The sequence below is a fragment of the Nitrosospira sp. Nsp1 genome, from assembly GCF_900100985.1.
Taxonomy (GTDB): Bacteria; Pseudomonadota; Gammaproteobacteria; order Burkholderiales; family Nitrosomonadaceae; genus Nitrosospira.
Genome location: NZ_FMUF01000001.1, coordinates 229306 through 253621, shown reverse-complemented (window position 1 = coordinate 253621; position 24316 = coordinate 229306). Strand labels below are relative to the sequence as shown.

Below are 24316 nucleotides of genomic sequence, written 5' to 3'. Positions count from 1 at the left end.
ATATCATTAAGGTTGATGTTTCTGAACCATTATCGATTTGCTGATTAAACCGTTGGGTCAGATATCAGGTGAGCAACGGGCTCAGATCGGGCAATATGTCCACGTGCGCAGGGAAAGGGTTTTTATCCCCGGGACGCACGCGTCCCAGGAATGCGACATTGTTAAGCTGTGCGCTTTGATAGTCGATCAACGCGTCGCCTATCATCAGCACACGCTCAGGCAAGAGCGCGTGACTCGATAAAATATCCGCAATCAGCTTCTGTTTTGGCGTGGGGGAGCCGCACACAGCGGTGAAATAGGAGGCCAGGCCACGGCGAATGACAATTGTATTGAGCTCCGCTTCCGGTGTACCGGAAGCCACAAATAAAGGAATGCGTTTTGCTTCTTTACGGATCAACTCCGTTGCACCAGGCACTGCATCACTGGCAATCACAGCCTCGACGACCAATTCGGAAAAACGACGGTCCAACTCTTGCTCTTCATCCAGAGTCAACGGTGATTTTTCTAAAAGATGCTCCTGGAAATAACGAAATTTGTGATAGCGCGACATGCCTCCATGCAAGCTGTGATACTGCATCACCGCGGCCATGACTGTTTCCCCGTAGCCTCGATAGAGATCGCCAAAAGCTTGCGTCTTGATTTCACCGGATTCGACCACCACACCATCGAAATCGAAAATGATGGCTTGCCACGCCGCTGTGCTCATGCTTTATTGTCGGATGCCAAAGGCGTCGCTTCGTCATCTTCACCGGAGTGGTGCATGGTTCTGTGGATATCCCTCAAACAATCCAGTAAACCCTGACCCAGATCGACATGTTCGTTGAGTACCAATTTACGGCCAATACGGGGTTGAAAAGCATAAGGAGTCACCTCGTAATGGTGCCCCGCACGCGCCTGGTCGAAATGTAATTCGATCTTCCAGGGCATGATTTCAGAAATCATGGTCATGACATCCTTGATGCGTAACCGTTCCTGCCCGGTCAAGATCAAATGACGATTGGCAAACTCTGGCGCCAGCACCTGGACACTCATGCGCGCTGCATCCTCAACATGGATGTATTCGCGGATTGCCTCACCGCTACCATGGTACGTTATCGAATGACGGTCCACCGCTTCGTGCAGCATACGGTAGATTCCGTTACGTGCGTCAGCACGCCTGCCATACAACGATCCATAGCGTAAAATGCTATAGTCCAGCCCATAGCGTTCATGATAAGTCTCAATGAAGCGTTCCGCCGCCTGCTTGCTGGCACGATAAAAAGAACCGGACTCGGAATAGACATAAATAGTGCTTGCAAAAACAAATCGGCGCGCTCCGGCAAGACGTGCCGCTTCCAGTGCGTGCATATTACCTAATACGTTAATCGTGGCGGTCGCCAGGGGTTTATCGTTGGCTTCATCGATATCCGCAATGGCAGCAAAATTATAAACGACATGAGCACCCTCAGCCGCTTTCGTCACTTCATCCAGGTTCATGATGTCACCGATGACCATTTCCTGATCGGGACGCTGATAAATCGATGGGAGGCGATCAAACAAGCGCACACGATAGCCGGCGTTGGATAACGCATCGGCCACATGGCTTCCGAGGAAGCCGCTGGCGCCATACACGATCGCAATTTCGCTAGGCATTTCCGTGGTGCCTGTCTTTCATCACATCCGCTTTAGCCAGTCCCTGAAGCAGATTCTCCGCGGCCTCCACCTCCATGCGCTGACGTGCTTCCCTGGCGTGTGAACCAATATGCGAGGTAAGAATTGCCGTTTCACATTCCAGCAGCGGGCCATGATACGGTTCCTGCTCGAAAACATCGAGTGCGGCAGCAGCCAGACGCCCGGAAATCAAAATCTCCGCAAGCTCGGCTTCATCGATAAGCCCGCCTCGGGCTGTATTTATCACTACAGCACCTGGCTTCATGCGCGCGAGCGCCGCCTTATCAAGCAAGTGGTGCGTGTCAGCGTCATAAGGCAAGTGCAGGCTGACGATATCCGCTTCCGCCAGCAGGTCTTCCAATGATACCAATTGAACTCCTTGCGGCGCCTGCTTCACATATGAATCATACGCCACAATCTCGGCCTCAAATGCCTGACACAGCCGCGCTACACGCCGCCCGACACGTCCCAGGCCGATTATGCCTACTCGCTGGGCAGCGAGCAGGCGCCCCTGCGTCCGCGGCCATTTACCCGCATGAAGCAATCGATCAGTCTGGGATATCTGCCTCAAGGCGTCCAGTATCAGGCCCAGGGTGAGCTCGGCAACTGCCTGCGCCGGCGCCTCCGGCGTATTAAGAACAGTAATGCCATGACGTTTTGCTGCCGCAAGATCGACACTGTCCACGCCGCTTCCGCAGCGGGACACCACCTTCAGGCTTCTGGCGGAGGCAAAGACGCGTTCTGTCAGGGGTTCGATGCCGGCAATCATCCCAATGGTATCCGAGCCCAGCAAAGTGATGGTTTCGTCTTCCGTAAGTTTGCGGCCATGGCTGTTTTTGGTGATATGCATGCCATCTTTCAGCAAATTCTGGAGAGGGGGATTGTTGTCCACATCAAACGATGAGGTGGAGATAACGAGTTTATTCATAAACTTTCTCTTATATTTTGCATATGACTGCGGCAAAGGGTGTCCAGGATACGAATATCCAGACCATAGCCAAGAAAACTGAAGCCGGCCTGGATGTAATGGCGCAACTGATCCAGATCAGGCTCGACTACATGGATGCCTCCCGATTTGCCTAGACGGCGCCCGGCTTCATGTACCCGCTTTATTGCCGCCTGAACTTCCGGGTAATCCAGTTCACCTGGGCGCCCCATGGACCCGGATAGATCGTACGGGCCAATGATATAAGCATCAACGCCGGGAACCGAGAGTATGGAATCGATGGCATTGACAGCATCGATATGCTCAATCATGACGACTACAATTGCATTCTCCTCCAGCCAACGCCGATATTCCTGAAATCTTGCGCCATAACCTTGCGCGCGGGCCAGACCAACGCCCCGCTGACCCCGAGGCGGGTAATAGACGGCTTGTACTGCAGCTTCCGCATCGGCCGCGGTTTTGACCATAGGCACCATTACGCCGGTTGCACCGGCATCCATGACACGTTTGATCTGGTCAGGATGGTTTGAAGTCAACCGCACGATAGCGGGGCACCGCTGACCGTCGAGTACCTGGATCAGCATCTGAACGTCGCTCAGCTCAAGGACGCTGTGCTCCGTGTCCAGGACGAGCCAGTCGAAACCGGCCGCAGCCATGATCTCTGCGATTGCCGGATGCCCCAGGGTGATCCAGGAACCAATGGTCAGTGCATTACGGGCAAGTTTTGATTTTAATTGCATAGCTATACCTTGGAAGACTGCAAGAACGTGCCTGTGTCTGTGCGTATCTGATTCAATATGAGGCCAGCAGTGGGTCGGTTTCCATCAACCTGGCGACACGCTCCAGATCGGCCTGAGTATCTACTGCCTGCGTATTGAATTGGGTTGTCACCATCTTCACCCGATAACCGTGCTCCAGCAGTCGCAGCATGTCTACGGACTCCAGTTGCTCTAATGGAGTTGGCGGTAACCGGGCGAAATCAAGCAATGTTTCACGCCGGAACGGGATAATGCATACCTGCTTATAGGCAAATGCATGCGGGAAATCCAACTGGGACGAGGCCGGTGTGGTTGGTATCGGCTGGCGCGACATATAGAGGGCATCACCTTGCTGATTCATTACTACCTTGATCGTGTTGAAGTCATGAAAATCAGCTTTATTATCAATGGCTCGCACAAGATTAACGCAACCCAGCCGAGAATCCTGCCGGAATGGCTCTACCGCTGCATCGATCATTTCCGGGTGAGTCATCGGTTCGTCGCCTTGTACCATGACAATAAGTTCAGCATCAAGGCCGACCACAGCCTCGGCAACCCGATCGCTTGCACGCTCATGGGTATCAGCAGTCATTATCACGGTAGCGCCAAAATCCTCCGCCACTCGCCGGATCTCCTCGTCACAAGTAGCTATGTAAGTAGCATCAAGGGATCTGCTAAGGGCAACGCGCTTGTAGACATGTTCCAGCATTGCACGCCCTAACAATTTTGCAACCGGTTTTCCGGGAAAACGCGATGAACCCATACGTGCCGGTATTACAGCAATTGTTCTCATTGCAAATTATGTTAATAAATTATGTTAATTGATGTCTATCAGATAATAGCTGCATTTTATTATTGGGTTGTCCGTTATTGACGCTATACGTTAGTATCGGGAACGGACCGGCCTGAGAATAGTTTTTGAAACTCGTTTTTATCGTGCCTATCTGTCGTCCGGAAAATACTCCGCCGGAACTTGAACCCGGACCGGAATCAGCTTTCTATAGTAACAGAAGTCCGTGGGAGTAAAAATACCGGCTTTGCTAGTAAACGAATATCGCCCCGTGTACAATTATGCGCATTTTCGTTGCAAGAAACAGCAAGAAAAAAATGGGAATAATCAATGAAATGATGGATATACTGCTTTTTGCTACCAGCATGCAAAGAATGAAATCACCAGTATGAAGGCTCTTTTTTTTCTACGTCATTATAACGATATAGATCATATTACGCCGGTAATTTCCAGGTGGATCGGTTCTGGTCATACCTGTGACATTGTTCTGATAGGCAATTCGCGGTTTCGAAATGATTATCGTATCAAATTCCTGAAGGGACTCAATGGTGTGCGCATCGCGTACATCGCTGACGTGTTGCCTCCTGTCGAATTTTTAGGGTGGTTTTTTCAGACACTGATATTGATCCGCAGCTTGCGCCGCCCATTCATTGGTCCAATCATGAAGGCGCTGGCGGAGGTTTACAATGCCAAGCGGCGTGAGCCGATCTGGCAGAGTACCGCCAACCGCCTGTTGAGGCGCAGCTTTGGCGAAAGTGGCGAGGGGGTCGTAGTATTCGACTGGATAGAAAGAAATTCATCCATCTGCGTGGAGTGGGTCAAGGTGGTGTTATCGACGGCGCGCGCCATGGGTCTTGGCACAGTCTCGTTGCCGCACGGGGATAGTCCTCATGCGAGTCAGTTGATCAGGCGCCGCGAGTTGACCCTGGAGCCCGACACTACATTTGCCAATGCAGGAATTTTCGAAAAAGTGGTGGTGCCGAACGAATTATGCTCGGTGCGCTTTCGTCCGTTTATGGATAACCAGAAGCTTGCCGTACTGGGCTCACCGCGCTATTGCGACGAATGGCTTGCCAGGGTGGCCGAGTTGATGCCGCCTTCGCCGCTGACCCGCTCTGATAGCAAGCTCAAGGTGGTGATGTTTTTGAGAAAGAGTAATTTTTCAACGTTCTGGGAGGAAGTAGGCGAGGTCGTGCGCATCGTTGCCAGCTTTCCGGGGGTGGAACTGATAATCAAGCCGCACACCCGCGGTGGCTGGCAGCAATCCCTGACGAAGGATATGTCCCTGCGGCGTTTGCCTAACGTGAGCGTGGCAGGGGATATTCATTCCATTTATCTCATGAATTGGGCGGATGTAATCATTGACCTGGCTACCTCGGTTGTATTCGAGGCGGTCAAAAGGAAGAAGCCGGTATTGGCTGCGGATTATCTTCATGCCGGGCGCTCCGCACTGGCTGAATTCATACCTGAGGCAGAGTTGCGCTGCCGGGATGATGTATATAGAAATATCGAAAGATTTCTTTCGCACGGCTGCGATTCTTTTTATATAGAAGAGCATCGCCAACGTTTCGTGAGGGAAATGATCGATGTCGGTGGTCCCAACGTATTGTCCCGTTATGTTGCACTGCTGGAAGGGCAGGTGCGGCCAAAAGCCAGCCAGAACCGGGATCATCCGCATGATCGTGCCGCTAATCTCGCTTTCGCGTGATTAGCCTCCGCCGGGCGGTATTCCGAGGAGATTACTGACCCGTATGCCGGCCAAGCCATCCATTGATGTGGTAATCCCGGTCTATAATGCGCCCGCGCTGACGCGGCATTGCATCGATTCTGTCGTTACATGCCTCAGTGACTCCATCCGGCATATTTATATACAGGATGATGCTTCCGATGTCGAGACGCGCATGATGCTCGATCAATTGCCTTATGAACACGTCCACGTTCATCACGCACTGAAAAATCAGGGGTTCGGTGCGTCGGTAAACGAAGCAGTCAGTCGCTCCGATGCGTCTTTCGTATTGATACTCAACTCCGACACGATGGCAAGCGAGGATTTTCTGCCGCTGCTTTGCGCAGCGATGGCGGCAGACCCGCAGCTAGCGGTCATTATTCCCGCCGGCAACGACTATGCCAGGGACAATCTGGACCGATATATGCGCGAACCCGGCGGTTATATTCGTACACACCGCCTTCGTGGCCACGCATTCTTGATCCGGCGTCATGTTTTCCTCGAAATTGGCGGCTTTGACTCTGCATTTGGCCGCGGCTATTATGAAGATATCGATCTCGGCCGTCGCCTTGACTTGCGCGGTTGGCACCTTGGCGTCCACCCCGGCGCCAGCATACAGCACGAAGGTGGCGGGTCTTTCGGCCGTGGCAAATATTATAAGGAGCTCGTAAAGCGCAACCGCAACCTTTATTTTTCGCGTTATCCTAATGCTTCGCTTAATATCCTGCTTCTGTCGGGCAATTGTCCGCTGGCACATTTCCCCCCGGATCTTCTTGATGCGCTTGATTACGTGTTTCGCGAAGGCGGTTACGCTCATTGGCTTACACCGGAACCGGCGCGATTACTTCTTTGCTTGCAGATGCGCAGCTACGCTATCGGCCTGGAGGCGGTGGTAAGGCTTCTGCTGCGTAGTTGGCGTGAGGAAAAGCGCATCTCTGAAGTATGGATGCTGCCCGATGCTCCACGTCTGCTACGCACATTGATTGTGTCATGGGCCCGTGTCCGCGGTCTCAAGGTTTTATCGTGGGAGTGGGCTTCAACAGTGCAGAACGGCATCCCGAGACTATTGTCTAAATAACGCGTCTGTATCGCTGGGTGGATTGGGCAGGATGGAAAGAAAATCTGCGAAGTGTGCGTTTCGAACTTTATGCCCGATATCTCGCATGCCATCCCGGTTGCCAAGTCGTGTACCTAAGCGATATTTTTGAGATCGTTGCGCGAGGATAGGATGCGGGTAACCATTCTTGGATGCACCGGCGGCGTTGGTGCCGATTTAAGAACCACTTGCCTGATGCTGGATGACGATATCCTGGTCGATGTGGGTACCGGCGCGGGGGACTTGACGCTGACCGAGATGCTGCGTATCAATACGGTATTTCTTACTCATTCGCATCTCGACCATGCGGGCTTGCTTCCCATGGTGGCGGATATGGTGGGGCCGCGTCGTGAGAGGCCGCTCACGGTTTACGCATTGGCTGAAACTATTGCCGTCCTGAAGCAGGATATGTTCAATTTTCGCCTTTGGCCCGATTACACGGTATTACCTTCATCCGACAATCCGTATGTGGTATTCCGGCCTGTGACAGTAGGACAGAGCGTCGAATCGTCGGGAAGGATGATTACCCCGCTGCCGGCACGACATGCTGTGCCAGGTGTGGGCTATCAGCTTGATAGCGGTAAGGCAAGTTTTGTATTCAGTGGCGACACAACTTACCACGAGCCGTTCTGGAACACCTTGAACGCAATCGGGAACCTGCGCTATCTAATGATTGAAACGACCTTTCTGAACCACAACGTTGCGGGTGCCGAGGCTTCTGGCCATATGCGCCCTGAACTGCTGGCCCGGGGATTAAAGCGGCTCAACAAGCCGGTCCGGCTTCTGATCACTCACATGGAACCGGGCAATGAGGACGCGACAATGGCGGAAATTCAGGCAGCGGCAGGAGAATTCAAACCCGAGAGATTGAAGCGCGGGCAAGTATTTGAGTTCTGACAGCCTGTCGGACTTGAAGAATCGCAGCGAAAAATTGACGGGGTGGGGGCAGATTTTGAGGATTTTGAGGGCCAATAGTTATTCTATTGGCTGAGAATCTATTGGCTGAGAAAGCGGCGAAATATGAAAGCCAGACGCTTTTGCAGCCGACTTCCTTTAAATCCGACAGGCTGCTGGAGACTCTCGGGAAAGTTTTCGGCCAAGCGTCCGGTTCACCGATGAGCTGGAGGCTGAGTTGGCCGCTGAGCTGTTAGACAGGACTATAACCACTTTTTCCAGCGGAATAGCGCCAGCATCCCCACACTGATCACTGCCATTGCTCCCAAGACCGCGAAGAATCCCCAGTACCAGTCAAGCCCAGGCAAGTGTTGGAAATTCATCCCATAAATACCGGCTATCAGGCTCAGCGGCATGAATATGGTAGTAATGACGGTGAGAACCTTCATTACCGTACTGATGCGGTAGCTTACGCTGGACATATAAATGTCGAGCATGCCTCCTGTCACGTCGCGTAGAGACTCAACCGATTCGATGATGTGAATGGTATGGTCGTAGACATCGCGCAGGTAAAGCAAGGTATTGCGGGTGAATAGCGGCGAGTCCCCTCGTTGCATGGAACTGATCACTTCGCGTAATGGCCACAGTGATTTGCGTAAAAAGGCATTTTCACGCTTCAGGTGATAAATTGAATGAAGGGTGGTTGGGCGAGGACGCGCTATCAGTTCCGTTTCGAGTACTTCAGTCTTTTCGTCGAGCTGCTCGAGAATGACGAAATAGCTATCCACAATGGCATCAATCAAGCTGTACATCAGAAAATCCGGTCCCAGGTTTCGTATTTGCCCCTTACCCGAGTGTAAGCGCTCACGCAGCGACCTGAATTGAACCCCATCCGTTTCCAGGAATGAGAGCACGAAATCTTTTCCCAGCACCAGACTAATCTGGTCAGAGGTTATCATTTCCTCTTCACCCTTGCGCTCATAGCCGAAGGTTTTGAGTACTACGTAAATATAGTCGCCGTAGTCCTCCAGCTTCGAGCGCTGCTCGGTATTGAATATATCCTCCAGCACCAGCGGGTGAAGATTAAAACAGGCACCGATCTGTTCCATCATGCCGATGTCGCCCAATCCACGAACGTCGATCCATTTGATGCCCGGCGCGAGCTTGATCTTGTCTGCCAGTTCAGCAGTGGTTACCTCGTATTCGCGCGCGCCGTTCGTATCGTAATCCAGCAGGGTGATGCGAGGAGCGACATTTTTCTTTATGCCGATATGAACCAGCGTGCCTGGCGCAAGGCCCGCTTTTGTCGATCTCTTTCTGGAGTGGGACGCCATCGTGATGGTATGGGTTATGTGCCGGCCGCGTTCCGGGCGGTTTTATCGGTTATGCGCGCCTTGCTTCCCTCCAGCCGCTTTATACGGAAATCGAAACCGAGAGCGGCCCATTGCTCAATTTCGGCGGACAGCGCTGTATCGGTCAAGGGGTTGCGTTCCAGCCATTTCCGTTCGATGCATAATTCGAATTCTTTGTCGCTGAGGCGAACTTCCAGATCCGGCAACTGGATATCGCAACGGCTGCGATGGAACAGGGCAGCCAGACGAAGCGCCAGGAGCAGAGCGAAGTCCGGCGGGTCGGTAACAAATTCCCGAATTTTACCCGCAACGCCCCTATGAGCGAGAGCAAGCGCGCTCAAGCGTTCTTGTTCCCTTCTTGAGAAACCCGGCATATCCGCGTTACCGAGAATATAAGCCGAATGCTTATGATAGCCGGAATGGGCTACTGAAATTCCTACCTCATGCAGTCGTGCCGCCCATGAGAGAATCAGCAGCAATTCCGTTGCTTCATCAGGAAAATCTGCCAACAGTTGTTTACCAAGCAGAAGGGCCAGCGATTCCACCCGCTTTGCCTGGGTGGAATCCACCCGATAGCGCTGCATGAATTGTCTTGCCGTAACTTCGCGCATATCGTGATTATGGAAGCGCCCCAGCAAATCGTAGAGCACCCCCTGCCGCAATGCACCCATGGCCTGAGACATCCGGCTTATACCCAGTTCTGAAAATACCGCTGCCATGATGGCGAAGCCGCCGACGATAACGGGCGCCCGGTCAGCGCGAAGTCCCGCAAATTCCAGCTTCCTGATATCGCCAACCTTAAGCAGACATTCGCGGAAATTATCCAGCCCTTCCAGGGTGATGTCTCCGTCGCAGTCTTCCTTAGCAAGATTGTTCAGTTTGATGATGTCGCCCAGGGCGCGGGCAGTACCGGACGAGCCAAAAGCATCCTGCCAGTGAGTTCTGGAGAACCCGGCGGCGATAGCTTGTACTTCGCTGCGTGCTGAAAGCTCGGCTCGCCTCAGCGCGCCCTTGGTAATCTTTCCGTCCGGGAAAAAACGCAGGCTATAGCTGACGCAACCCATATACAGGCTTTCCAGCTTGACCGGCTTCAGACGATTGCCAATGATCAATTCCGTAGAGCCGCCGCCAATATCCACAACCAGGCGAGCGTTGGTGGAGGCGGGAAGACTGTGCGCGACTCCCAGATATATCAGCCGCGCTTCCTCATACCCCGCGATGATTTCGATCGGAAATCCGATGGCCGCCTCCGCTTTTTTTAGAAATGCCGATGCGTTTCCGGCTACTCTAAGCGTGTTCGTACCTACTGCACGTACTGTGTGTGGCGGAAAACCCCGTAGACGCTCGCCGAACCGTTTCAGGCAACCTAAAGCGCGCTCCTGAGAGTCCTCATTCAATTGCCCATGGGGATCGAGGCCTGCGGCAAGCCGTACCATTTCGCGTAAACTATCCAGCGGATAGAGCTGTTTACCCACTACCCGCGCGACTTGCAGACGAAAGCTGTTGGAGCCGAGGTCTACCGCCGCAAGAGTGGAGTATTCAAGCATGAATTTTCAGGGATCCGAATATCGCGGACTTATTCCCTTACTTCCCGCTCGATTTCTTCAACGGTAACATGGCGTACATCCCGGCCCTTGACCATGTATACCACGTATTCCGACATATTCTTGGCATGATCGCCGATTCGCTCGATGGCTTTTGCTATAAACAGGATTTCGAGAGCGGTAGAAATTTTGCGCGGGTCTTCCATCATGAAAGTGATGAGCTGGCGCATGATGGAACGGAATTCCTCATCCACCAACTCATCCTGCCGCACGACCTGAGCTGCTGCTGTCAGATCCAGGCGGGCAAATGCGTCCAGTGACTTGCGCAGCATATCCAGCGCGATGTGTGCGACATGCCTGATCTCGACGAATCGCGGCATATGCATACGGTCGGTCTGGTATATCAGCTTAGCCATGCGTGCGATCTTCTCGGCTTCGTCGCCGATACGCTCCAGATCGGTAATGGTCTTGATGACCGTCATGATCATGCGTAAATCGCCGGCCGCGGGTTGCCGGCGGGCAATGATCTGGCTACAGATTTCGTCGATCGAAACTTCCATGGCATTGACGCGGTGATCATCGGCAATGATACTTTCTATCAGGCACTCGTTTCCGCTCGTTAACGCATCGATGGCCTTCTCGATCTGCTCTTCCACAAATCCGCCCATGTGCAACACGCGGGTCCGCACCGCCTCGAGATCGGCATCAAACTGCTTGGATATATGTTCGCTACTTACCATTGCACACCTGCTGATCGATTGAAAGCAAAGAAAGACAAGGGATGTTACCGGCCCGTTGTGACAATTTTATTGTTCCTCAGCTCAAATAACCATTGTTTGGACACCGCTATCGCTGCTAAGCAATAGCACGTCGGCGCCACGCCTTGCGAATAATCCGTTGGTGACGACCCCGGTAATCTGATTGAGCGCTGCCTCCAGTTCAACCGGGTTCAGGATTTGCAGGCCGTGTACGTCGAGGATGATATTGCCATTGTCGGTGATGAGCTTCTCGCGCAGCCTCGGCTGACCCCCCAGCCGTATTATTTCCCGCGACACATAACTACGTGCCATGGGGACAACCTCCACAGGCAGGGGAAATTTACCGAGCACATCGACCAGCTTGCTTTGATCCGCGATACAGACGAATTTTTTTGCCACGGCAGCGACGATTTTTTCTCGCGTCAATGCTCCGCCGCCACCTTTTATCATGTACAGGTGTTCGGTAATTTCATCTGTTCCATCCACGTATACCGGAAGCACATCAACGTTGTTTAAATCCATGACCTCGATACCGTGGCTGCTGAGTCGCCGTGCCGTAGCCTCCGAGCTTGCCACCGCCCCTTCGATTTTATGTTTGATCGCAGCCAGCTCATCTATGAAGAAATTGGCAGTCGAACCGGTACCCACCCCGACTATGCTGCCAACTGGAACGTATTGGATAGCGGCCCGGGCGACCGCGCGTTTCTGCTCGTCTTGCGTCATAGTGTTATTTTTTGGAAGTTAACGTTTAACCTAAGTCCGGTAGTTGGACGGGGTGAAGTGTGCGGTTTTTGGGGTGCAGGGCAAGGCGCAACGACGCGGAATGCGACCGCGCAGGGCGGAGCAGTGCCTTCCGCAGGAAGGTGCGACCCCGAAGTAGGATGCGGGCGCCCTTGCGTGCGGAACGCGATCGCGGCATCCCCTGCGCTGCCCGATCCCCGCTGCGCGGGGCCCCTCGGGCGACGCTTCGGGGCGCCGTTCCATTCCAAGAAGTTGCAACGCAGCCATGTGCCGCAAAAACCGTACACTTCACCCCGTAGCGCCCTCACCCGGAAGGTGAGCATCAAATAATATGAAATATTATTATTAATCATAACACTGATCTATTAAATGAGCGGTCAACTACCGGATTTGGGTTTCATTATTCATGAGGATAATACTATCCGGCGATTTTAACAATGAAGCTGGGCAACTAGCCTTTCCCGGCATGCTAAAATGCGTAGCCCTGAAATCAGGAAATCCCGGTTTTGATGAAAAACAATTATCTCGAAAGAATTCTCACCGCTCGGGTTTATGATGTTGCGGTAGAGAGTCCGCTGGAGCTTGCACCAAATTTGTCCGCGCGCATACATAACCGGCTTTTGTTGAAGCGGGAGGATATGCAGGAGGTTTTTTCATTCAAGCTGCGCGGGGCTTACAACAAAATGGTCAAGCTTTCCCCCGCTGTGCTCAAGCGCGGCGTGGTGACTGCGTCTGCAGGGAACCATGCGCAGGGGGTGGCGCTTGCGGCACAACGGCTGAGTTGCCGCGCGACCATCGTGATGCCCGTTACTACGCCACAGATCAAAATGCAGGCGGTCGAGGCGCGCGGTGCGACGGTGATAACACATGGCGATTCCTATGACGAGGCTTATGCCTACGCATTGAAATTTTCCAGAGAGAAGCATGTCACTTTTGTGCATCCCTATGACGACCCTGACGTCATCGCAGGGCAGGGTACAATCGGGATGGAGATTCTTCGCCAGCACGCCGGCGCAATCTACGCCATATTTGTCCCGATAGGCGGTGGTGGCCTTATTTCCGGGATCGCCTCGTATGTGAAGAGGCTTTATCCGGAAATCAAAATCATTGGTGTCGAACCAACAGATGCCGATTCCATGTATCAGTCCTTGAAAAAAAAGCGCCGAGTCAGGCTTGCACAGGTGGGATTGTTTGCAGATGGTGTGGCAGTGAAGCAAGTTGGAGGAGAAACCTTTCGTTTGTGCCGTGAACTGGTGGACGAAATCATCCTGGTCGATACCGACGCTATCTGTGCTGCGATCAAGGATGTGTTCGAGGATACTCGCGCGATTCTGGAGCCGTCCGGGGCACTGTCTGTCGCCGGCGCGAAGGCTTATGCCAAGCGTGAGAAAATCCGCGGTAAGGATTTGATTGCCATCGCCTCTGGCGCCAACATGAATTTCGACCGGCTGCGTCATGTGTCCGAACGGGCGGAATTGGGCGAGCAGCGTGAAGCGGTGATGGCCGTGACCATTCCCGAAGAGCCCGGCAGTTTCAGGAAGTTTTGCGCCATGCTTGGAACGAAAAGCATTACTGAATTCAATTACCGCTATGCTGATCCGAAAGAAGCGCATGTGTTCGTCGCCGTGTCGGTGCGAAATCGCGATGAGGCGGCAAAACTGATCAGAAGCCTGGAGAGAAGTGGTTTGCGCACAGAGGATTTGAGCGACAACGAAATGGCAAAGCTCCATGTTCGCCATCTGGTGGGGGGGCGCGCCCGTGAGATAAAGAATGAGCTTCTCTATCGCTTTGAGTTTCCCGACCGTCCCGGTGCCCTCATGAGATTTCTGAACAGCATGGGTCGTCACTGGAATATCAGCTTGTTCCACTACCGCAACCATGGCGCCGATTACGGCCGCGTGCTGGTGGGCATGGAAGTGCCGCCTGAAGAGAAGGACGAGTTCGAGGCGTTTCTAAGGCAACTCGATAACCATTACTGGGATGAAAGCGAAAATCCGGCATATAAATTGTTCCTGGGGTAGGTGCGATCGGTTCTTTCATATCGGTACGCTGATCGAGGCGAATTGCCGATAAAGGATAGAGGTTGCGATGTTTTTTTCACCTTATCGGAATTTCCCGCCCTTGATAACAGAGGGATGGACAGCGCGGATGAAATTCCATTTATGAGTACGGCACGATTTTAAAGAGAACCGTCAATAACCAAGTTTTTGTCTTATAAAGCCGAGACGCCCCATTTTCGGATGTTTCTCAAAATCCTTATGTCTGGGGAACTAAGGAAAATCATAAATGAAATGCGTGCGAAGATGCAAAGGCGGGTTTCTGTTTGCCGTAAGCGCCCTGCTGTCAGTTCTCATGAACTCGAGCAATGTGCATGCTTTTAAAATAGTAGACCTGCTTGAGGATAGTGGCGTAAGGGTGGGCGGATGGATCAACGCCGGAGCAACTTACAACCCGAGCAATCCTGGCAATGGATACAATGGTACCGTTACGTTTGCCGATCGGGCCAATCGATTTCAGTTAAATCAATTCAACATATATATACAGCGAACTGTAGTGACGGAAGGCAACGCGTTTGATCTGGGTGGGCGCTTCGATTTCATGTTCGGCACAGACGCGATTTATACGCAGGCTTTCGGCGTCCCTTCTTTTGATGTTAATTCCGGCCAGCCGTTGAGCAGGGGACATTGGGATCTGAATTTATGCTGCTCTTCAACCCGTACCTACGGCATTGCACTCCCGCAGGCGTATGTGGAAGCCTACTTGCCGATTGGCAATGGTATCAACATCAAGGCAGGTCATTTTTATTCGCCCACCGGCTACGAGACCGTGCCGTCACCCGACAATTTTTTCTACACCCATGCCTATACGTTCAATAATGGCGAACCGTTTACCCATACGGGGCTGCTGGGTAACTATGCAGTCAATGCCAACTGGTCCGTCATGGCCGGTGCAATCACGGGCAGCGCTACGGGAGGGTGGGACGGAGGTTTTGACAAGCAGCTAGGCAATTGGGGAGGTTTGGGCGGGATTACCTGGGTGAGTGATGATAAGAGAAGTTCAATCAACGTCACCGGTACATACAGCGAGATTTCCACGCGAAGCACTAGACCCTGGGGTATGTACAATGTGGTATTGCAGCACAGGGTCACTCCTAAGACACATTTGGTTCTGCACCATGTTCACGGTTACGCCGGTGGCGTTTTGCTGAACGGCGCCCCCAAGAACGCCGAATGGTATAGTATCAATACGCACCTGTATTACGATCTTCTGAATGATCTGTCTATCGGGATCAGGGGTGAATGGTTTCGCGATAGAGATGGTTTTCGCGTCTTTTCGCCATTTCGTGTACTTGCAGCTACCGATAACATGGGACATAGTTTTGCAGGAAACTTCACCCCCATGAGTGCTCCGGCTGATTATTATGCAGTTACCGTGGGCATGAACTGGAAACCGGCGAAAAGGCTGAAATTAGACTGGAAGCCAATGCAAAAGCTGAACATTCGTCCCAATATTCGTTATGACAGAGCAGAAGGGATTCATCAAGCGTATCGGCCTTTCGATAATCGAAAGGATCAAGTTCTGTTTTCCCTCGATGCGACTATTCCTTTCTGACACCGGCATTTACCTTGGCTGCAGCATACCTCGACGCCATACCGGGACTCAGCACTTACAGTTGACAACAGGCCACGACGTCGCTGTTTGTGTTGTGTTTAATTGCTTCCCTGGTTTTCTTTTTCTACCGCAGTACCTGCCATTTTACCGTTGCGGCCGGTAGACTCATGCTGGGCTTGCTCTGCTGCCATTAGTCGGTGGGCAACCGCTTCCTTTATATTTTCCTCAGCGGTTTCATGGTATTTGCGCACCAAAGCGGCAGCATGTGATTTTAAATCTTGTGCTTCCCTGCCATATAAATAGCTTTTTTCTTCATGGTGTTCCAGCAACTGCTTTTGCTCCGCTGCCTTCGTCTCCATTTCCCTCGCCACGTCTTCAAAGAACTTAGCCAAGGCCTCATGGTCAGTGCGTATGCGTGCGTTCTGAACAGTCCTGCGAACATTGGTGCTATGGACAGCTTCATGAGGACTCATCTGAGCACAGGAAGCCAATATACCAAGGGAAAAAGCTGCAAAAAATGTACTTGTTTTCATAGCGCCATCTCTTCCCATCTGAGATTAGATAGAAAAAACAAATCCCATTATGTCATCGTACTTTAGTACGAAAGTAGCATGACAGTAGGGGGTTGTCAAACTGCTGAATCACGCGCTGGCAAGCGCATGTTGCAGAGTTTCGGGTTATGCTGATTGCGTATAAAAACGTATGGGATACAGCGCGAGCCTTTGCGGCATACAGCGAAGCTAAAGACGGCCATAGCCCACTGTAGTATGGATTTTTTAAAAGCTGCGATCGGTTTCTGAACGGCCTCGGCTCGCCTCAAGGCAACTTTACCTGAATGTTCACAAATATTTCACAATAAACCAACATTTAATTGACATTTGTTATGCTAAGTTGAGAAAATAACAACTTTAGTTGTGGTGTTTTTGCCCAGGGGAATCACTTATGTCATACGTGCCCAAACGACGAAGCCGGATGATATTCGCCTCTGCGGTGAGCCTGTTCACATTGGTTGTCAACTCAACCAATGTGAATGCCGATGCTGGTGCCGGTGTTGACTCTGCGATTAACTGGGTAAAAGATAGCGGGATAAGGATGGGGGGCTGGATCAATGGCGGAGCCACTTTCAATCCCGGTCAGGCCAGCGGCTTTAACGGCCCGGTAACTTTTGCCGATCGTTCCAATCGATTCCAGCTGAACCAGTTCAATGTATTTATAGAACGACCGGTAGTGGCTGAGGGCAGCACGTGGGATATTGGCGGGCGCTTCGATTTCATGTTCGGTACGGACGCCATTTTCACGCAAGCTTATGGTGTCCCGGCATTCGATGTGAATTCCGGACAGCCTTTGAGCAGAAGCAATTGGGATCTCGACTTATGTTGTGCCTCGACGCGGTATTACGGTATCGCGCTTCCCCAGGCGTATGCGGAGGTGTATGTGCCGGTCGGCAATGGCCTGAACGTCAAGGTTGGCCATTTCTATACGCCTATCGGTTATGAGTCTGTTCCAGCCCCCGACAATTTCTTCTACACCCATGCCTACACAATGCAGTATGGCGAGCCCTTCACCCATACAGGGGTGTTGGGTAACTACAAGATCAACGGGAACTGGTCGACGATAGGCGCGGTTACCACCGGCAGCGCCACCGGCGGCTGGGATGGTGGTTTCGATAAGCAATTAGGCAACTGGGGCGGGATAGCCGGTATCACCTGGACCAGCGACGATATGGGGAGTTCGGCCAATTTAAGCGGTACCTACGGCGAAACCTCCACACGAAGCAACGAGCCGTGGGGGATGTACAGCGTTGTGCTGAAACACAGAATCACGAGCAAAACGCATTTCGTCCTGCAACATGACCACGGTTATGCGGGCGGCGTTTTATTGAACGGCGTCAACAAGAACGCCGAGTGGTATGGCATCAATACCCATTTGTATTATGATCTTACGTCTGAATTGTCTGTGGGCATACGTGGCGAATGGTTCCGGGATAGAGACGGGTTTCGCGTTTTCTCACCCGGCCGGGTGAGCGCCGCCACGAATAACCAGGGACTCAGCTACGCGCTTGGGCGCGGCCAGCTCGGCAACAGCACCAGTATGCCTGCCGATTACTATGCAGTTACGGTCGGTGCGAACTGGAAGGCGGCAAAAACGCTGAAGCTTGACTGGAAGCCGATGCAACAATTTAACGTTCGTCCCAACGTACGGTATGACAACGTGGATGCGCTGCATGGCGCAACTTATCGGCCCTTTGGTGGAAAGAAGGATCAGGTTGTGCTATCCCTCGATTTTACGGTTCCCTTTTAACCTAAATCCGGTAGTTGGACGGGGAGAAGTGTACGGTTTTTGGGGTGCAGGGCAAGGCGCAACGACGCGGAATGCGACCGCGCAGGGCGGAGCAGTGCCTTCCGCAGGAAGGTGCGACCCCGAATCGGGATGCTGGCGCCCCCTTGCGTGTGGAGCGCGATCGCGGCATCCCCTGCGCTGCCCGATCCCCGCTTCGCGGGGCCCTCGGGCGACGCTTCGGGGCGCCGTTCCATTCCAAGAAGTTGCAACGCAGCCATGTGCCGCAAAAACTGTGCAATTCTCCCCATAGCGCCCTCACCCGGAAGGTGAGCGTCAAATAATATGAAATATTGTTATTAATCATGACACTGATCTATTAAATGAGCGGTCAACTACCGGATTTAGGTTAAATCAAACCCGGGTTTCAAAGTAAGCATCAGGTACAGGTGGCGGATAAGGGCCACGTTTATTGAATAAGCTATCGTAAAACCATTCTGACGTGTGAGATCCCTGCATCGAGGAACGCCTTTCCCGTTACCCGAAAACCGAATTTTTTATAAAATTCGATAGCATATGCTTGTGCATTCAATGTGACCTGCTGCATCTGACGACTCTCCGCTTCTCTTAATAACCGGTGCATCAGTGCGGTACCCACACGTTTTCCACGGTATTCCCTTAGCACCGCCATCCGTCCGATAGAACCGTCCGGTAACAACCGTGCCGTGCCGACAGGATTAGCCGCTGAATCCGAGGCAAGTACATGAATACAATCCACGTCAAATTCATCCCATTCCAGTTCTGCGGGAACACCTTGTTCGTGGATAAAAACTGCTTCGCGTATTCTGCGTAGTGCCAGAATATCGTCTTGCCAGCTCGCGATGCGCACGGTGTAGGCGCTCACGTCTTCTTTAACCAATAGTGTCATGATAAGCCGGTTCGAAAATAATCGGATTTTCGCAACAGCCCTGCCTCTCGGTCACCCATTGTTGAATCAGGCAAATGGATGCCGCAGCACAATCGTTTCTTCCCGGTCCGGCCCGGTTGAAATCATGTCTACCGGTACTTCACAGACCTCTTCCATGCGCTTCAGATACCTCTGCGCTGCCGAAGGTAGCTGATTGAAATTTTTGATCCCCACCGTGCTGTCGGTCCATCCAGGCATTTCCTCATAAACCGGATCGCAGCAAGCGAGCTCTTCCGCCCCTACGGGCAGGATCTCCCTGAATTGCTCACCTTCATCGTTGCCGGTCCATTTGTAGCCCACACCCAAGCGCAAGGTTTCGACACCATCCAATACATCAAGTTTTGTGACGCATAATCCCGAAACACCGTTTATCTGGATGGAACGCTTCAAAGCGGCTGCGTCGAACCAGCCACAACGGCGCGGTCGCCCGGTAGTTGCGCCAAACTCGTTGCCCCGCTTGGCGAGATGACGCCCGACATCATCAACCAGCTCAGTAGGGAACGGGCCTGCACCCACCCGAGTGGTATAAGCCTTGGTAATGCCGAGAACATAATGCAGCATTTGCGGACCGACTCCGCTCCCTGTTGTCGCCGCGCCGGCTATGCAATTGCTCGATGTAACGAACGGATAGGTGCCATGATCGATATCGAGCAGCGTGCCCTGGGCTCCCTCGAATAAAAGATTGCTACCGGCCCTGTTGGCTTCGAACAGAAGCCGCGGTACATCCGCCATCATTGGCTTGATACGCTCAGCCAGAGAAAGTATGTCATCCATCGTTTGCTGAAAATCGACCACCGGCGCGTGGAAATAATTTTTCAGCACGAAGTTATGATAGTCCAGCATCTCTCCCAGCTTGGCCGCAAAGCGGTCACGATGAAATAAATCCTGCAGGCGTACTGCTCGCCGGGCCACCTTATCCTCATACGCGGGCCCGATGCCTCGTCCCGTCGTGCCAATTTTATCCAGGCCCCTGGCGGTTTCCCGGGCGTTGTCAAGAGCGATGTGGCAAGGGAGAATAACAGGGCAGGCTTCACTGATGCGCAACCTTCCCTCCACATCGATTCCCGCTTGCCTCAGCATGTCCACTTCATCCAGCAGCGCCTGGGGGGATACAACTACGCCGTTACCGATATAACAAGCAACATCATCACGCAGAATTCCCGAAGGAATCAGATGCAGTACAGTTTGCTTGCCTCCTATGACGAGCGTATGCCCGGCATTGTGGCCGCCCTGAAACCGAACGACGCCCTGAGCGTGATCAGTAAGCCAATCCACGATTTTGCCCTTGCCCTCGTCGCCCCACTGAGTTCCGACGACAACTACATTTTTAACCATGTCAGTAATCTTCAATTAGTGCATTGCCCGGACCCTGGCAATGCAAGGAAAAAGGAAAGAGTTTCAGAAAAGTTTTCTTGTGCCACATCGCATCGTCAGGCCTCGAGTTCAGATTTCGATTGTTGACCAGACATTGTCTTTCAGTATCAACTTTCTGTCACAGTTGAAAGTATCCTGCTCATCCCCATGCCCGGGCAATTCAACCACTACGATTTTGCCTTCGCTACGAAGCTGCTCAATTTTCTTTTCCAGGGTTTTGTCCCCTTTGACATACGGGGCCAGAATCCCCCTGGGGTAGAGATCAAGCCGCACCAAACCAGACAATTCCCGCAAGTCCATGCTGAATCCGGTGGCTGGGCGGGCTCTTCCGAACGCCTTACCGACCTCGTCGTAGCGTCCACCCAATGCGATCGCGTTGGGGCTGTCGCAGGTATAGGCGGAAAAGACCATGCCGCTGTGGTAGTGATAGCCGCGTAGATCAGCCAGGTCAAACGCCAGCGTATGGACCAGGGGTTCCAGCTCCACGGCTATCGTTTCCAGCTCATCCAGCGCTGTCATGATTTCAGGATAAGCCGGGAGCAGTTTGCGCGCAAGCGACAGTATTTCCTTGCCGCCGTACAACTCGGGTAGTAGTAGCAGCGCCCGCTGCGCATCTGCGTCGATGTGCTTATCCAGACCCGCGCAAAGATTCTCCAACCCACAAACATCCTTGGCTTGCAATACCCCAAATAACTCCGCCTCCAGCTCGGAAGGGATACCCGCACCTCTCACCAGCCCGCGGAATACGGCAACATGGCCAAGGTCAAGATGAATTTTGCCTATCCCGGCAATTGCCAGACATTGCAGCATAAGGCGCTGGACTTCCAGATCGCTCTCCAGGCCGGCATGGCCGTAAAGTTCGGCACCAACCTGAAGCGGCTCCCGGGTACGAGTCAAACCCGATGGCACGGTATGCAATACGCTGCCTGCATAGCAGAGGCGGGTAATACCCTTGCGATTAAGCAGGTGCGCATCGATACGGGCAACCTGAGGCGTCATGTCGGCACGTAGTCCCATCATGCGTCCACTCAGTTGATCCACCACCTTGAACATGCGCAAATTCGTGCCGCCACCGCTGCCCTTCAGTAAGGATTCCACGTACTCCAGCAAAGGCGGGCTAACCAGTTCATACCCGTGTACGAATAGCCAATCCATGATGCGCCGGCGCATCATCTCTATGCGAAGCGCCTCGGCAGGCAGGATATCCTCAATATATTCGGGGAGAACCCACGCACGCATGTTTATGTTCCAATTGCATTCTGAAGAGAAGCGCGACAGCGCAGGTCTAATTTACGAGGTAAAGCAGAAGAAGCCCTGCCAGCATAGAGGTAAGGCCGATAAAGCGTAACTGACTGTCGTCAACGTCAGTCAATTTCTTGAAGGTCTCACGCCACATGCCGGGTATCAGAAACGGAAAAAGTCCTTCCAACACCAGCATCAGCGCGAAGGCCATTAATAAAGTATCCCACATGCCGCCATAACCTCACTACGCGTCCGATGATCTGTAGCGTAAGCGAACTCATCCGTCATGGGATGAACACGTAAGAAACAGCCCGCCACCGTATGTCCGCTTCGTGTTTACGATATTCTCCGTACTTGCGGCCCGTCAGCAGGGCGAAGTCTGCCAACGCCTGCCTCCGGGCGAACCATCAAATATCCGCAGTTCACTTGGCGCTACGACCGGAGTTTCTCAAATACTTGAAAAATTCGGAGCTAGGATCGAGAATCAGCATGTCGCTCTTGTTTTTCAAGCTCTGCTTATAGGCTTCCAGGCTGCGATAAAAAGCATAAAATTCCGGATTTGGCTGATAAGCAGCGGCATAGATCGCTGAGGCTTTTGCATCGCCCTCACCCTTTGCCTCCTGCGCCTTCCGATAAGCTTCGGCAAGAATGACTTCGCGCTGGCGGTCAGCGTCGGCGCGAATTTTTTCAGACTCCGCCGACCCCGTGGAGCGCAGTTCATTAGCCACGCGCTTCCGTTCTGCTTCCATCCGGCGGTAGACCGATTCACTCACTTCCTGCGGCAAATCCACCCGCTTCAGCCGCACGTCCACGACTTCCACGCCAATTTTGCGTGCGTCGGCGTCGGCTTTCTGGCGCATGATCTCCATGATCTTGTCGCGCTCTCCCGAAACAACGTCATGTACCGTGCGATTGCCGAACTCATCGCGAAGGCTGGAATTCACGGTTTGCGCCAGCCGGGTTTGCGCCAGCATTTCATCCCCGCGAACACTGACGTAATACTGCTTGACGTCAACGATCCGCCATTTTACGAACAGGTCTACCAGCACGTTCTTCTTTTCGGAGGTGATGAACCGCTCCGGCTCGGCTGTATCCATGGTCAGGATGCGCGAATCGAAGTAACGCACGTTTTGCGCCAGAGGAATCTTGAAATACAGGCCGGGCGATGTTTTTACGTCGACCACCTCACCCAGTTGAAACAAGATCGCCAGTTGGCGCTGATCCACGATATACAGTGAAGATGCAGCTAGAACAACCAGGGCGACAAGAGTGCCCAACAGCATTGAAGTATATTTTTTCACTTATCTTGTCTCCCGTTCACGGCCGCGAAACGCCTCGCGGGTGCGCGCGGCACCGTCAGGCATAACTTCTTGCGCCGAGGCGGCTGCCGCCTCGGGCGCTACCGAGGATGAGGACGAGGGACCGCTTGCCTGAATCAGTTTATCCAGCGGCAGATAAAGCAGATTGTTGCCGGCTTTCTGATCCACAAGGATCTTGCTGGTGTTCGACAACACCTGTTCCATCATGTCCAGATAAAGCCGGTCACGCGTTACCGCCGGTGCTTTGTTATATTCAACGAGAACCTGCTTGAACCGGCTGGCTTCACCCTCCGAACTTGCGATCACCCGTTGCTTGTATCCCTCGGACTCCTCCAGCAGACGCGCGGCGTTACCCTTGGCCTTGGGAATGACATCGTTAGCGTAGGCCTGGCCTTCATTTTTCTGCCGCTCCCTATCCTGGCCGGCTTTAACGGCATCGTCGAAAGCCGCCTGCACCTGCTCCGGCGGTTGCGCATTCTGCATAGTCACTTTGCTGATGGCAATTCCTATCTTGTAACGATCGAGAATACCCTGCATCAGCTCGGTTGCTTTCGCCGCTACCTGTTCGCGTCCCTCATAGAGAACGAAATCCATTTTGCTTTTACCGATAATTTCGCGTATCGCCGTTTCTGCTGCCTGTAGCACCGCATTTTCGGGTTCGCGATTGTTAAACAGGAATTCTTCGGGATTCTTGAGGATGTATTGCACGGCAAACTGAATATCGATGATATTCTCATCATCGGTCAGCATCAGCGATTCCTTCAATACCTTGCTTCTTACATTGTTCCGGTAGCCGATTTCTACCGTACGCACGCCGCTGACGTTAACGGCTTCCACTACTTCCAACGGATATGGCAAGTGCCACCGCAGGCCCGCCTGGGTACTTTCCACATATTTCCCAAATCGTAATACGATGCCCCGCTGACCCTCGTTCACAATGTAGAATCCGCTGGCTACCCACAGTAGCAAAAGCAATCCGGCAAGCAGTCCTATACCGCCGCTATATCGCTTGGGATTGTCGCCGCCTCCTTCACCACTCGATCCGCCACCGCCCCCACCTTTGCGCTTTAAAAGATTATTGAGCTTCTTGTTGAAGTTGCGCCACATTTGATCCAGATCAGGTGGACCGGAATTGCCTTTTTTTCTTCCCCACTGAGGATCGTTTAATCCCATGATGATTCCTATTTTCTGTTTAATGTAGATAAAACCATCAAACGATATGGTGAAAAACGCTAAACTTCAGCCTATCGTAGAAATACAAATCGTATTA

General features: G+C 52.7%; 23 protein-coding genes. 6 read left to right on the top strand and 17 right to left on the bottom strand.

From position 1 onward, the window contains the following. Positions 1–64: 64 nt before the first annotated feature. From BLP78_RS01125 to BLP78_RS01105, 5 genes are read right to left on the bottom strand one after another with little or no spacing between them, the layout of a single operon-like run. Positions 65–706, bottom strand: a complete 642-nt coding sequence (locus BLP78_RS01125; protein ID WP_090455500.1) for an HAD family hydrolase — start codon at positions 704–706, stop codon at positions 65–67. Beyond that, positions 703–1632, bottom strand: coding sequence for an NAD-dependent epimerase/dehydratase family protein (locus BLP78_RS01120; protein ID WP_090455497.1), 930 nt, complete (start codon positions 1630–1632; stop codon positions 703–705). The genes BLP78_RS01125 and BLP78_RS01120 overlap by 4 nt, the downstream gene beginning before the upstream one ends. Continuing rightward, the gene (locus BLP78_RS01115) at positions 1625–2578 is read right to left on the bottom strand and encodes a phosphoglycerate dehydrogenase (protein ID WP_090455495.1); all 954 of its coding nucleotides are present in this window, start codon (positions 2576–2578) and stop codon (positions 1625–1627) included. Before BLP78_RS01115 ends, BLP78_RS01120 begins: the two co-directional genes overlap by 8 nt. Further along, positions 2575–3336 (bottom strand): HpcH/HpaI aldolase family protein, encoded by a 762-nt coding sequence (locus BLP78_RS01110; RefSeq protein ID WP_090455492.1) that lies wholly within the window; start codon positions 3334–3336, stop codon positions 2575–2577. Before BLP78_RS01110 ends, BLP78_RS01115 begins: the two co-directional genes overlap by 4 nt. A 52-nt stretch (positions 3337–3388) precedes the next feature. After that, positions 3389–4147, bottom strand: coding sequence for a 3-deoxy-manno-octulosonate cytidylyltransferase (locus tag BLP78_RS01105; protein WP_090455489.1), 759 nt, complete (start codon positions 4145–4147; stop codon positions 3389–3391). Between the two features lie 385 nt (positions 4148–4532). Here BLP78_RS01105 and BLP78_RS01100 point away from each other — a divergent pair, with 385 nt between their 5' ends. The 3 genes from BLP78_RS01100 (at position 4533) to BLP78_RS01090 (ending at position 7863) form a co-directional block, all read left to right on the top strand. Beyond that, positions 4533–5852, top strand: coding sequence for a hypothetical protein (locus tag BLP78_RS01100; protein WP_090455486.1), 1320 nt, complete (start codon positions 4533–4535; stop codon positions 5850–5852). A gap of 43 nt (positions 5853–5895) precedes the next feature. Continuing rightward, positions 5896–6948 (top strand): glycosyltransferase family 2 protein, encoded by a 1053-nt coding sequence (locus BLP78_RS01095; protein ID WP_090455484.1) that lies wholly within the window; start codon positions 5896–5898, stop codon positions 6946–6948. 150 nt (positions 6949–7098) lie between these two features. Then, positions 7099–7863: a 3',5'-cyclic-nucleotide phosphodiesterase gene (locus BLP78_RS01090; protein WP_090455481.1), complete on the top strand. Its 765-nt coding sequence runs from the start codon at positions 7099–7101 to the stop codon at positions 7861–7863. A 260-nt stretch (positions 7864–8123) separates the two neighbouring features. Here BLP78_RS01090 and corA read toward each other — a convergent pair whose 3' ends face one another. From corA to rpiA, 4 genes are all read right to left on the bottom strand, one after another. Further along, entirely contained in the window at positions 8124–9194 is a 1071-nt protein-coding gene (corA, locus tag BLP78_RS01085; RefSeq protein WP_025040544.1) for a magnesium/cobalt transporter CorA, read from the bottom strand. 14 nt (positions 9195–9208) lie between these two features. Further along, positions 9209–10759: an exopolyphosphatase gene (gene ppx, locus BLP78_RS01080; protein WP_090455479.1), complete on the bottom strand. Its 1551-nt coding sequence runs from the start codon at positions 10757–10759 to the stop codon at positions 9209–9211. A gap of 29 nt (positions 10760–10788) precedes the next feature. Continuing rightward, positions 10789–11496 (bottom strand): phosphate signaling complex protein PhoU, encoded by a 708-nt coding sequence (gene phoU, locus BLP78_RS01075; RefSeq protein ID WP_025040542.1) that lies wholly within the window; start codon positions 11494–11496, stop codon positions 10789–10791. Positions 11497–11577: 81 nt separating this feature from the next. Further along, a complete protein-coding gene (gene rpiA, locus BLP78_RS01070; RefSeq protein WP_025040541.1) occupies positions 11578–12237 on the bottom strand; it encodes a ribose-5-phosphate isomerase RpiA in 660 nt (219 codons plus the stop codon). A gap of 527 nt (positions 12238–12764) precedes the next feature. Here rpiA and ilvA point away from each other — a divergent pair. Together ilvA and BLP78_RS01060 are read left to right on the top strand one after the other, a co-directional pair. Further along, positions 12765–14276 (top strand): threonine ammonia-lyase, biosynthetic, encoded by a 1512-nt coding sequence (gene ilvA, locus BLP78_RS01065; protein ID WP_090455477.1) that lies wholly within the window; start codon positions 12765–12767, stop codon positions 14274–14276. A 265-nt stretch (positions 14277–14541) separates the two neighbouring features. Beyond that, the gene (locus BLP78_RS01060; RefSeq protein ID WP_090455475.1) at positions 14542–15867 is read left to right on the top strand and encodes a porin; all 1326 of its coding nucleotides are present in this window, start codon (positions 14542–14544) and stop codon (positions 15865–15867) included. A 98-nt stretch (positions 15868–15965) separates the two neighbouring features. Here the strand turns inward: BLP78_RS01060 and BLP78_RS01055 are convergent, their stop codons facing one another. Next, positions 15966–16418 carry a hypothetical protein gene (locus BLP78_RS01055; RefSeq protein WP_256329936.1) on the bottom strand — a complete coding sequence of 151 codons (453 nt, stop codon included), beginning with the start codon at positions 16416–16418 and terminating at the stop codon, positions 15966–15968. Between the two features lie 391 nt (positions 16419–16809). Between BLP78_RS01055 and BLP78_RS01050 the strand changes: the two genes are divergently transcribed. Further along, on the top strand, positions 16810–18168 hold the full coding sequence (locus tag BLP78_RS01050; RefSeq protein WP_090455471.1) for a porin: 1359 nt from the start codon (positions 16810–16812) through the stop codon (positions 18166–18168). Here the strand turns inward: BLP78_RS01050 and BLP78_RS01045 are convergent. The 7 genes from BLP78_RS01045 to hflK form a co-directional block, all read right to left on the bottom strand. After that, positions 18165–18455 (bottom strand): hypothetical protein, encoded by a 291-nt coding sequence (locus tag BLP78_RS01045; RefSeq protein ID WP_143002857.1) that lies wholly within the window; start codon positions 18453–18455, stop codon positions 18165–18167. The genes BLP78_RS01050 and BLP78_RS01045 overlap by 4 nt on opposite strands. A gap of 170 nt (positions 18456–18625) precedes the next feature. Continuing rightward, positions 18626–19072, bottom strand: coding sequence for a GNAT family N-acetyltransferase (locus BLP78_RS01040; protein ID WP_176752744.1), 447 nt, complete (start codon positions 19070–19072; stop codon positions 18626–18628). Between the two features lie 66 nt (positions 19073–19138). Continuing rightward, on the bottom strand, positions 19139–20446 hold the full coding sequence (locus BLP78_RS01035; RefSeq protein ID WP_090455467.1) for an adenylosuccinate synthase: 1308 nt from the start codon (positions 20444–20446) through the stop codon (positions 19139–19141). 108 nt (positions 20447–20554) lie between these two features. Beyond that, positions 20555–21724, bottom strand: a complete 1170-nt coding sequence (locus tag BLP78_RS01030) for an ATP phosphoribosyltransferase regulatory subunit (protein ID WP_090455465.1) — start codon at positions 21722–21724, stop codon at positions 20555–20557. 46 nt (positions 21725–21770) lie between these two features. Next, complete coding sequence (locus BLP78_RS01025) at positions 21771–21956, bottom strand: DUF2065 domain-containing protein (RefSeq protein WP_025040533.1); 186 nt, start codon at positions 21954–21956, stop codon at positions 21771–21773. Between the two features lie 193 nt (positions 21957–22149). Next, complete coding sequence (gene hflC / locus BLP78_RS01020; RefSeq protein WP_371128843.1) at positions 22150–23010, bottom strand: protease modulator HflC; 861 nt, start codon at positions 23008–23010, stop codon at positions 22150–22152. A gap of 18 nt (positions 23011–23028) precedes the next feature. After that, on the bottom strand, positions 23029–24219 hold the full coding sequence (gene hflK, locus BLP78_RS01015; RefSeq protein WP_090455461.1) for an FtsH protease activity modulator HflK: 1191 nt from the start codon (positions 24217–24219) through the stop codon (positions 23029–23031). Between the last annotated feature and the right edge of the window lie 97 nt (positions 24220–24316).

Excerpts from the sequence above, each read along its gene's own strand:
- BLP78_RS01035 (WP_090455467.1), bottom strand. The coding sequence starts at position 20,446 with ATGGTTAAAAATGTAGTTGTCGTCGGAACTCAGTGGGGCGACGAGGGC.
- BLP78_RS01025 (WP_025040533.1), bottom strand. The coding sequence starts at position 21,956 with ATGTGGGATACTTTATTAATGGCCTTCGCGCTGATGCTGGTGTTGGAA.
- BLP78_RS01125 (WP_090455500.1), bottom strand. The coding sequence starts at position 706 with ATGAGCACAGCGGCGTGGCAAGCCATCATTTTCGATTTCGATGGTGTG.
- BLP78_RS01115 (WP_090455495.1), bottom strand. The coding sequence starts at position 2,578 with ATGAATAAACTCGTTATCTCCACCTCATCGTTTGATGTGGACAACAAT.
- BLP78_RS01090 (WP_090455481.1), top strand. The coding sequence starts at position 7,099 with ATGCGGGTAACCATTCTTGGATGCACCGGCGGCGTTGGTGCCGATTTA.
- BLP78_RS01110 (WP_090455492.1), bottom strand. The coding sequence starts at position 3,336 with ATGCAATTAAAATCAAAACTTGCCCGTAATGCACTGACCATTGGTTCC.
- hflC (WP_371128843.1), bottom strand. The coding sequence starts at position 23,010 with ATGCTGTTGGGCACTCTTGTCGCCCTGGTTGTTCTAGCTGCATCTTCA.
- BLP78_RS01100 (WP_090455486.1), top strand. The coding sequence starts at position 4,533 with ATGAAGGCTCTTTTTTTTCTACGTCATTATAACGATATAGATCATATT.
- BLP78_RS01055 (WP_256329936.1), bottom strand. The coding sequence starts at position 16,418 with ATGGGAAGAGATGGCGCTATGAAAACAAGTACATTTTTTGCAGCTTTT.
- hflK (WP_090455461.1), bottom strand. The coding sequence starts at position 24,219 with ATGGGATTAAACGATCCTCAGTGGGGAAGAAAAAAAGGCAATTCCGGT.
- BLP78_RS01120 (WP_090455497.1), bottom strand. The coding sequence starts at position 1,632 with ATGCCTAGCGAAATTGCGATCGTGTATGGCGCCAGCGGCTTCCTCGGA.
- BLP78_RS01050 (WP_090455471.1), top strand. The coding sequence starts at position 16,810 with ATGTCATACGTGCCCAAACGACGAAGCCGGATGATATTCGCCTCTGCG.
- ppx (WP_090455479.1), bottom strand. The coding sequence starts at position 10,759 with ATGCTTGAATACTCCACTCTTGCGGCGGTAGACCTCGGCTCCAACAGC.
- BLP78_RS01040 (WP_176752744.1), bottom strand. The coding sequence starts at position 19,072 with ATGACACTATTGGTTAAAGAAGACGTGAGCGCCTACACCGTGCGCATC.
- BLP78_RS01030 (WP_090455465.1), bottom strand. The coding sequence starts at position 21,724 with ATGCGTGCGTGGGTTCTCCCCGAATATATTGAGGATATCCTGCCTGCC.
- BLP78_RS01060 (WP_090455475.1), top strand. The coding sequence starts at position 14,542 with ATGAAATGCGTGCGAAGATGCAAAGGCGGGTTTCTGTTTGCCGTAAGC.
- BLP78_RS01095 (WP_090455484.1), top strand. The coding sequence starts at position 5,896 with ATGCCGGCCAAGCCATCCATTGATGTGGTAATCCCGGTCTATAATGCG.
- phoU (WP_025040542.1), bottom strand. The coding sequence starts at position 11,496 with ATGGTAAGTAGCGAACATATATCCAAGCAGTTTGATGCCGATCTCGAG.
- ilvA (WP_090455477.1), top strand. The coding sequence starts at position 12,765 with ATGAAAAACAATTATCTCGAAAGAATTCTCACCGCTCGGGTTTATGAT.
- rpiA (WP_025040541.1), bottom strand. The coding sequence starts at position 12,237 with ATGACGCAAGACGAGCAGAAACGCGCGGTCGCCCGGGCCGCTATCCAA.
- BLP78_RS01045 (WP_143002857.1), bottom strand. The coding sequence starts at position 18,455 with ATGGGGAGAATTGCACAGTTTTTGCGGCACATGGCTGCGTTGCAACTT.
- corA (WP_025040544.1), bottom strand. The coding sequence starts at position 9,194 with ATGGCGTCCCACTCCAGAAAGAGATCGACAAAAGCGGGCCTTGCGCCA.
- BLP78_RS01105 (WP_090455489.1), bottom strand. The coding sequence starts at position 4,147 with ATGAGAACAATTGCTGTAATACCGGCACGTATGGGTTCATCGCGTTTT.